The sequence below is a fragment of the Geodermatophilus obscurus genome (genome assembly GCF_900143215.1).
Lineage (GTDB): Bacteria > Actinomycetota > Actinomycetes > Mycobacteriales > Geodermatophilaceae > Geodermatophilus > Geodermatophilus obscurus_A.
Genome location: NZ_FRDM01000012.1, coordinates 112,984 through 120,963, shown reverse-complemented (window position 1 = coordinate 120,963; position 7,980 = coordinate 112,984). Strand labels below are relative to the sequence as shown.

The window sequence follows — 7,980 nt, the reverse complement described above, 5'->3', positions numbered from 1 at the left end:
GGGGGGCGGAACTGTCCCGGCGGGGGCGGCCACCCGGCGGCGGTGGCGATCCGGGCCGGCCGCCGGGCGCATCGAATCCGCGCCGAACCGCTCGACCGGCCCGATCGGTGCCATGGTGTGGAGTCCATGTGGCGACGGCGCGTGACCTCGCCACTCCCCGTATCGGGAGGAGCAGGTCATGGTCGTGCTGCACACCGCGATAGCCATCGCCGTCATCGTGCTGCTCATCATCAGGATCAGGATCGACCCGGTGATCTCGCTGATCATCGGGTCGCTCTATCTCGGCCTGGCGACCGGGGTGGGTTTCACGGCGACGCTGACCGCGATCACCACCGGCTTCGGCGAGATCATGGGCGAGGTCGGCCTGCTGATCGGCTTCGGCGTGCTGATCGGCGCGATGCTGCACGCGATGGGCGCCTTCCGGAAGATGGTGACGATGCTCGTCGACCGGGTCGGCGCGCCCCGGCTGCCGTACGCGATGACGGCGGCGATGGCGACGATCTTCCCCTCGATCTACGTCGACGTGCAGGTGGTGCTGGCCTCTCCGGTGGCGCGCTCGACCGCGCCGTTCATCGGCCGGACCGGCCTGCCGCACATGTCCGGGGCGCTGGGCACCGGGATCTTCGCCGGCTACGTGTTCGTGATTCCGGGGCTGGCCGCGGTCTCCATCGCCGGCCTGCTGCAGATTCCGCTGGGCACCTGGCTGCTCTACGGCCTGGTGCTGGGGCCGGTGACCGCGCTCGTGACGACGCTGGTCTTCCGGGTGCTGCTGCGCGGCCGGTACTGGAATCCGGCCAGGGACGAACACGTCGATGAGGCGATGGTGGAGCAGGAGACCACCGAGCTGGTCGAGGACGACAGCGCGGCGCCGGCGCTGCTGGTCTGCCTGCTGCCCATCCTGGTGCCGCTGGTGCTGATCGCGTTCGGTGCCTTCGCCGAGCTGCTGGAGTTTTCCAACGACGTCATCGCCTTCCTCGGCGACGCGAACTTCGCGCTGTTCGTCGGCCTGGTCGGTGCCTACGGGCTGTGCCGGCGCGCGCTGGGCTCGGCGGGCACGGACACCGCGATGAGCGAGGGCTTCCACACCACCGGCGCCATCCTGCTGATCACCGGCATCGGCGGGTCGCTGGGTGCGGTGATCGGGGAGACCGGGCTGGACACGATCCTGGCCGGCCTGTTCTCCGCCGACGCGGGGGCACCGGTCATCCTCAGCATCCTGCTCGCCTGGTTCATCGCGGCGGTGCTGCACCTGGCGATCGGGTCGGTGTCGGTGGCGGCCATCACCGCCGCCGGGATCATCGGCCCGGTGCTCGGGTCGATCAACGTCGCGCCGCTGGTCATCGGTCTGGCCATCGCCTCGGGCGCGATGTTCGCCCTGCAGGTCAACAGCAACTTCTTCTGGATGTTCAAGTCGCTGCTCGGGCTGTCCACCCAGGGCACCTTCAAGACCCTGACGATGGTCACCTCGGTGGCCTCGGTCGTCTCGCTGCCGATGGTCATGGCGGTGGCGCTCATCGCCTAGGGCGAGGGTGGACAGCGTGCCCAGACCGGATGGCCGATGATCGCCGAAGCGATCCGCGAGCTGCGCCATAAGGGACATGCTGGATGGGGAGCAATCCTCATCGCGGTCGCTCCGCAAGCGCAGCGTTGAGGCCGGCGTCTCCGGCCCCTTGTCGATGCGCCGTTGGGCCGACAGGTCCCTCGGCACCCGGTAGCTCTCCCGACGTCGAGTCCTCAATGTCCCGGCTCAGCGCCTCGTCGATGCGCAAGGCCGTTCAGCGCCGGCAACGTCACGGGCGCTCTGCTTCCAACGACCTCGTGCATGGTGAGCGGCGGGTGGTCGTTGACCCGGTCAGGGCGGGTGCAACTACGGCGGTGCCGGACGGTGGAGCTCTCGGTGGGCTGTGAAGCTGGTCAGGTCGTGGGGCTCGTTCCTGAGCGAAGACCGGTCCGGCGACCGCGGGCAGGATGGTGTCGAAGTGCTCGTGTCGGTCCAGGGCCGCGTCATGGCCCGTCAGTGCTTCAGATAGCTGATGCCGTGCTAGACGCGGATCCGCTGCACGCGTGCGTCTGGCGTGCGGCCTCGTGTGCCGCGGCGAGAGCGGGTGGGACGGGTAGTTGGTTCTTCCGCCGGGCCGGTCGCCAAGTGAGCACCGCACCGGCGGTCTGGGCGCTCAGGCCCTGGTAGCCGGTGTCGGGGAGCAGGGTGATGCCCGGCATGACGGCCAGGAGTTCGACCAGGTTGGCCTGGCAGGCCTGGGTCAGATTGGGGAGGGAGCCGGAGAGGGTCAATCCGCAGAACAGCAGCCGCCCGGCCGGGTCGGTGAAGACCAGCGCCTCGACCGGGTTGTCGCGGGCCTTGCAGACTCCTCGACACGCTTCGACCCTGCTCCCTCCTTCACCGCAGCGTGAGCAAGGCGTCACGCTAACCCATGCACGAGGTCGTGAGTGGACTCAAGGCAGGAAGATCGTCGGGCCCATGATCACGCCCGTCGCCACCGAGCCCAGCCCCTCATCAACAGGCTGCCCAGCCATGCTCACCGTCGGGTCATCATGTACCCGGCGGGACCAGTCAGCCGCTTCGCCGCCGCCCGGTGCTGCTCCGGCGTCCCGGTGATGCCCAGGCCCTCGACCAGCCGGTTCATCATGTTGAAGAGTCCGCAGACGCTCACCGCATCGTGCAAGGCCCGCTCGTCCCAGCCGGCGGCGTAGACCGCCGCGACCTCGGCGTCACCGGCCTTCGCCGGGGTCAGGGTCAGCGTGCGCGCCAGGGCCAGCACGGGGCGCATCCGCTCTTCGACCGGCGCCGTGGCGAGATCGTCGATCAGCGCAGCGACCAACTGCTCCTCAATTCCCTGGGACGCCGCGATTGCGGTGTGCACGCCTTGGCAATACCCCGAGGCGTTCAGTCCCGAGACGTAGGCCCCGATGAGCTCGCGTTGAGCCACTGACAGCGGCGAGGGTCCGCGCATCAGCCGCTGTACGTAGTCGGCCAACGGTGCAGCGTGGTCGGGGAACCGCCGGAACACATCGGCCAGAATGGCGTCGTCGGGAAGCGAGAGCAGATGAGGCATGGGGTGAGGTTTCCAAGTCCCGAAGCATGCTGAATCAGGTGACGTCCCGCTGAGTGATGTGTGTAGTCCTCACCGTGTTGGTCAGCGGTGGGGTGACTATGACGCGATCAGGGCCGGCTGCGCCACCTCCGTGGCCGGTCAGTCGCGCTGGGCCATGGAGCCTTCGGAGAGGTAGCGGCGGTCAGAGACGTGCTGTTCGCCGTGGGCCTCAACCAGCACGGCGCCGGCGGGGCGCGGCAAGGCTTCGGGGTGGAGTAGGACACCGACGACGTCGGTGCGCCGGACTACTGCGGCCGATCTTCGTCCAGACCCTTCGGACCGCCGTCCACATCTTCGACGGCGGGCGTCTTGCATCGCGCCTGTGCCGACCGCAGCGCGAGGCACACGAAGTAGGCCTTGCGAGCGTGCCCGGCTCGGTGTGCCCGCTCGGCCGGCGACAGCACCCCGTCGGGGTCGACTTGGCGCTCGGAACGATCCAGCAGCACGCGACGTGCCGGCGCCGTCCGCCCACTGGGGTCGGCCGTGTTGGCCCACGACTCGTGCGCGGCAAGCCGCGCCACGCCATCAGGGAGCGGTCGGCCGTCATGGGGACGAGGCCGCGTCCCTCCCTTGAGTTCATCTCCAGCGAGGCAGCCCTGCACGGATTCTCTTGAATGAAGTCTCCTGTTCGTCAGCACCCCCAGGGACGCGGACTCCCGACATCCGGCGGGGACGTCACCGGAGGCCACGCTGGCGGCCCTGTAGGGGCTGGTGAGGACGCTGGAGGGCACGACGGCCTTCGCTACGCGACAATCAGGATCCTCACGGTGAACGAGAGCCGAGGGATCGGGATGCCGGCGAAGAGCCGTGGTCCCGATGGCCGGCCGCTCGGGCCTCACGTATTCACTGTGGACAACTGCCCCGCGGGAGGAGTCCTCCTAACCGACGGGGCGAAAGACTGACCGCGCCGCCTGGCCGGCAGGGTCGGTCAGCCGGGACGAGGCCGATCAAGGCCATTGACGCTCAGGCACTGGCCTCGGGTGGCGCCGATGACCTGGAGCACGCGCGCCCCTCGATGAGCATGTCCCGGGCCTGTTCCAGCACGTCGGGCTTGTCGGGATCGATGAACACCCACAGGACGCCGTTGACCGTGATGGCTGCGCACACGGCCCTGTCTCCCAAGGGCCGGGAGCGCAACTCGACGGAGCCGCCGCAGAGGGTCCGGTCGTACGAGCCGGACGTCAGTCCGCTTGAGCCGGACAAGGCGGCGATGAGTTCCTCGAGGCAAGCCTCGTCCGCGAATGAGGTCAAGAGAGTGTCCTCTGGGGAACCGTCCGCCGGGGTCAGAGGCGAACGCGGAGTCGAGCAGACACTCACGGTACTGATGCGAGTTGGCCGCTACAAGGTGGCGCATGAGGGGGTCGAGGACGCAGGGAAGTACCTGCACGGCTCCCGCGGCTGGGTCACTCCCCGCGGGATCGCTGGAGGTCCTCCGCGATGAGTTGCAGCAGCCGCGCCCGGAGCCGCGCCTTCTCCTCCTCCGGGACCTCCTCGTCCCCGAGAAACCGCGCTACCTCGAACCCCAGGTCCCGCTGCTCGTCGCCGCGCGCCTGGTAGCCGGCCGCGACCTGCGCGGCCTTCATCAAGTCGGACTCGCTGATCGGAAGGACGGCGGCGAGCGCCCGCACGATGTCCGGAGGCACCTTGTGCCCCTTGGGCCACAGTTGGTTGGGGTTGAGATGGCGCGCCACAGAGGCCCGACGGGTGTCGTCGAACCCCGCGCGGCGGATCAACTCCCGCACAGAGACGTTGTGTCCCTCGTCGTGGATGAGCTGGCGTCGCGCCTCGGCCACCGCTCGCTGAAAGGCGTCCATCAAGTGACGGATCGTAGTCCGACTACTCGCGCCGTCGCACACCTCACGGCTTCCAGCACCGCTTTTGTCTGGCCAACAACTCTGCATCATCACGGATAGTCACAACGGCATGGTTGAGTGCATGCGGCTCCGACCGCTGACTGGAGCGCGCGCCAGACATCATTGGTTCGCGTCGGCGTCCAGGGAACTGAACCTTTCGTCTCAAACACTTGAGCAGTGTCCTGCCGAATGAGACGGTTGACCGGTGGGACGAATCCTCGACCGCCACACGGGCAGGAGGCGGGGACGAGCGGCATCACGATGGCCGCTTGCGCTGGCAGGGCGGCCACGGCCCGGTGTAACGAGTTCTCGTCGACGCTGCCTCGTCCGGCTGGTCCTGGATCACGCTTGCAGCCCTGGCGGGCTGTCGTGCGCGAGCCGTCTCCACATGCGTGGCACTCGGCTGCCGTGTTCACCCGGGTGGTTCACCTGAATGTGACCCACATCCATGCGAGCCGTGATCGTGCGGCGAGGGCTCGTCGTCCAGGTGCCTTGGAGGAGATGTGCGGGTCCTGTGGATCGCGGGCGGTCTCCTCGTCTGGACCGTGGTCGCAGTACTCGTGTGTCTGGCGCTCGGCAAGGTGCTCGGGCGCTCCGGCGAGGCGGAGCCTCACGGTCCTGCCGGCTGGCGAGACGCGGACCGAAGTGCGGCCCCTCCGTGGCACAGGCCCGTGCGACCGCCGACGTGTCCTCGACTCCCCGGGGCCGTCCGCCCTCGTGCCCTCCAGACTGCCGGCGGTGTCCGCCGCCGTACGAGGCGCCCCGCCGCGTCCCTTCGGGCGGTGGGCGGGTCACATCTTCCGCCGGAGGTGCCATCCCAGTCAGGTGACGAGACGGCGGATCCCGGCTGTGGCTTGGTACAGCAATGGCACGTGTGCGTGTGGCCGCCGCGATCGGTCGAGGGCTGATAGCAGCGTGCGCCGATGCGCTGCCATTGCCGGTAGGGGTGTCCATTGCAGTGTCCTGTTGGGGTCGGCTGTGTTAGCCGCTCCCCGCCCGATCAAGGGGAGGTGCTCGTACGAGCTCAAGCAGCAGATGGTGCGTGCCCGTCAGAGGAGCGATGCGCGCCCGTGTCGACGTGGCGCTGACGGCCGGGTTCTCCGCGCTCGACGAGGATTTGAACCAGATGAGTCAGCTGTACGGGATGGACCTCGACCGACACACAGGCCGAAACTCTCGACGCGGGAGTGACGACTGATGCTGGTGTTCCTCCTCGCTGTGTTCACGCCGCTCGTCCTGCTGACAGCGGGCTTTCTGCTGGGGGTGATCTGGTTGCGCGACGAGTACGCCCGGCTGACCGCGCTGCGCGAGGAGATCACGCAGAAGTCCGCGACCATGCAGCAGCTGGCGCATGACCGTGATGCCGGCTCCAAGGCGCGCGGTGAGTCGCCGCCAACCGGTCGCCACCATCGGGCCGGCTGATGCACCGAGGGCTGGTGGAGCGGCTGGCCGGCTTCGTCCTGGTGGTCGTCGTATCGCGGGCGTGGCGGGCGCATTCGACCGGGCGGGGTCGGTGAGGGATCCCGGATGAGGGTCAATAGGAGTGGATGGACGGTCGGCACCGACCGCATGGCACCGCGGGACTGGTCCGGCGAGGTCGTCCAGATGCCCTCCGGTCGGCTGCATGCGGTCAGCGACCCCGGCTTGATCGTCGGCCGGGCCCTGTGCCTGGCCCCGGTGACCCTGCTCGACCCGCGCGACTGGCGCTGGCCCGACGACGGGGATGAGGAATGGCCGCTGTGCTGGATCTGCCTCGGGCTGACCCACGTCAGATTTTGACCGCGATCGGACTGGCCAACAGAAACGCCTCCGGAACCACGAAAGACCACACGTCTGAGTGGCGTCCACCAAGGTGGTGTGCGACGGCCCCGGTGAGCAGCGGGCCCTGCACGTGAAGGCGGCCACCGCGTGATCTTCTGGATACCTCTCACAGCCCCAGGAGTTCGACGCGATGACCGCTCCGAGCAGTATCGACCCTGCCCGCTTTCTGGACGAGCAGCTGGCCCAGGCCAGTCCTGATCTGCTGCGCCAGATGCTGACCACGTTCATCAACACGCTGATGTCGGCCGAGGCCGATGCGGTCTGCGGCGCGGAGTACGGCGCCCGCTGGTCCGAGCGCACCAACGTGCGCAACGGCTACCGGCACCGGGACTTCGACACCCGCGCCGGCACGCTGGACGTGGCGATCCCCAAGCTGCGGTCGCGCTCGTACTTCCCGGACTGGCTGCTGGAGCGCCGCCGGCGGGCGGAGCGGGCGCTGACCACCGTGGTCGCCACCTGCTACCTGCTCGGCGTGAGCACCCGGCGGATGGAGAAGCTGGTGGAGTCCCTGGGGATCACCCGGCTGAGCAAGTCGCAGGTGGGCGAGATGGCCAAGGAGCTCGACGCGCAGGTCGCCGACTTCCGGCACCGGCCGCTGGACGCCGGCCCGTACACGTTCGTGGCCGCCGACGCCCTGGTGCTCAAGGTCCGCGAGGGCGGCCGGGTGGTGAACGTGCACGCCCTGGTGGCGACCGGGGTGAACGCCGACGGGCACCGGGAGATCCTCGGCCTGCAGGTCACCAGCGCCGAGGACGGCGCCGGCTGGCTCGGGTCCTTCCGCGACCTGACCGCCCGCGGCCTGACCGGCGTGGCGCTGGTCACCTCCGACGCGCACGCCGGGCTGGTTGGCGCGATCGGGGCCACCCTGCCCGGCGCCGGGTGGCAGCGCTGCCGCTCCCACTACGCGGGCAACCTGATGGCGGTCTGCCCGAAGAACGCCTGGACCTGGGCGCGGGCGCTGTTGCACTCGGTCTACGAACAACCCGACGCCGCCTCCGTGCACGCCCAGTTCGACCACGTGCTGGCCGCCCTGGCCGACAAGCTGCCGAAGGTGGCCGCCCACCTCGAGGCGCCCGGCCTGACGTGCTGGCCTTCACCGCCTTTCCCAAGACCGAGGATCACGCGGCAGCCGCCAAATACCACGCCGAGGGACTCGACCCGCGGCCGCAACAGGCCAGTCACCCGGCGATCGG

The 7,980-nt window shown here is 69.1% G+C and carries 8 protein-coding genes and 1 pseudogene; 4 read left to right on the top strand and 5 right to left on the bottom strand.

Annotated features, from left to right (window positions below; all coding sequences use genetic code 11):
- Positions 1–178 precede the first annotated feature (178 nt).
- On the top strand, positions 179–1,522 hold the full coding sequence (locus BUB17_RS13505) for a GntP family permease (RefSeq protein WP_072918734.1): 1,344 nt from the start codon (positions 179–181) through the stop codon (positions 1,520–1,522).
- 500 nt (positions 1,523–2,022) lie between these two features.
- Here the strand turns inward: BUB17_RS13505 and BUB17_RS26150 are convergent, their stop codons facing one another.
- The 5 genes from BUB17_RS26150 to BUB17_RS13480 all read right to left on the bottom strand — a co-directional run bounded on the left by BUB17_RS26150 (position 2,023) and on the right by BUB17_RS13480 (position 4,927).
- Positions 2,023–2,424: a hypothetical protein gene (locus BUB17_RS26150; protein ID WP_141243021.1), complete on the bottom strand. Its 402-nt coding sequence runs from the start codon at positions 2,422–2,424 to the stop codon at positions 2,023–2,025.
- Between the two features lie 113 nt (positions 2,425–2,537).
- The gene (locus BUB17_RS13500; protein WP_072918732.1) at positions 2,538–3,074 is read right to left on the bottom strand and encodes a carboxymuconolactone decarboxylase family protein; all 537 of its coding nucleotides are present in this window, start codon (positions 3,072–3,074) and stop codon (positions 2,538–2,540) included.
- A gap of 284 nt (positions 3,075–3,358) precedes the next feature.
- On the bottom strand, positions 3,359–3,634 hold the full coding sequence (locus BUB17_RS13495; RefSeq protein WP_072918730.1) for a hypothetical protein: 276 nt from the start codon (positions 3,632–3,634) through the stop codon (positions 3,359–3,361).
- A 442-nt stretch (positions 3,635–4,076) separates the two neighbouring features.
- The gene (locus tag BUB17_RS13485) at positions 4,077–4,364 is read right to left on the bottom strand and encodes a hypothetical protein (RefSeq protein WP_072918729.1); all 288 of its coding nucleotides are present in this window, start codon (positions 4,362–4,364) and stop codon (positions 4,077–4,079) included.
- 152 nt (positions 4,365–4,516) lie between these two features.
- Positions 4,517–4,927: a hypothetical protein gene (locus tag BUB17_RS13480; RefSeq protein ID WP_141243020.1), complete on the bottom strand. Its 411-nt coding sequence runs from the start codon at positions 4,925–4,927 to the stop codon at positions 4,517–4,519.
- A 1,236-nt stretch (positions 4,928–6,163) separates the two neighbouring features.
- Here BUB17_RS13480 and BUB17_RS13475 point away from each other — a divergent pair.
- The 3 genes and pseudogenes from BUB17_RS13475 to BUB17_RS13465 form a co-directional block, all read left to right on the top strand.
- A complete protein-coding gene (locus tag BUB17_RS13475; RefSeq protein ID WP_072918724.1) occupies positions 6,164–6,388 on the top strand; it encodes a hypothetical protein in 225 nt (74 codons plus the stop codon).
- A 105-nt stretch (positions 6,389–6,493) separates the two neighbouring features.
- The gene (locus tag BUB17_RS13470) at positions 6,494–6,745 is read left to right on the top strand and encodes a hypothetical protein (protein ID WP_072918722.1); all 252 of its coding nucleotides are present in this window, start codon (positions 6,494–6,496) and stop codon (positions 6,743–6,745) included.
- Positions 6,746–6,917: 172 nt separating this feature from the next.
- A pseudogene (locus BUB17_RS13465) lies at positions 6,918–7,897 on the top strand (IS256 family transposase); the annotation flags it as partial.
- Positions 7,898–7,980: the final 83 nt, after the last annotated feature.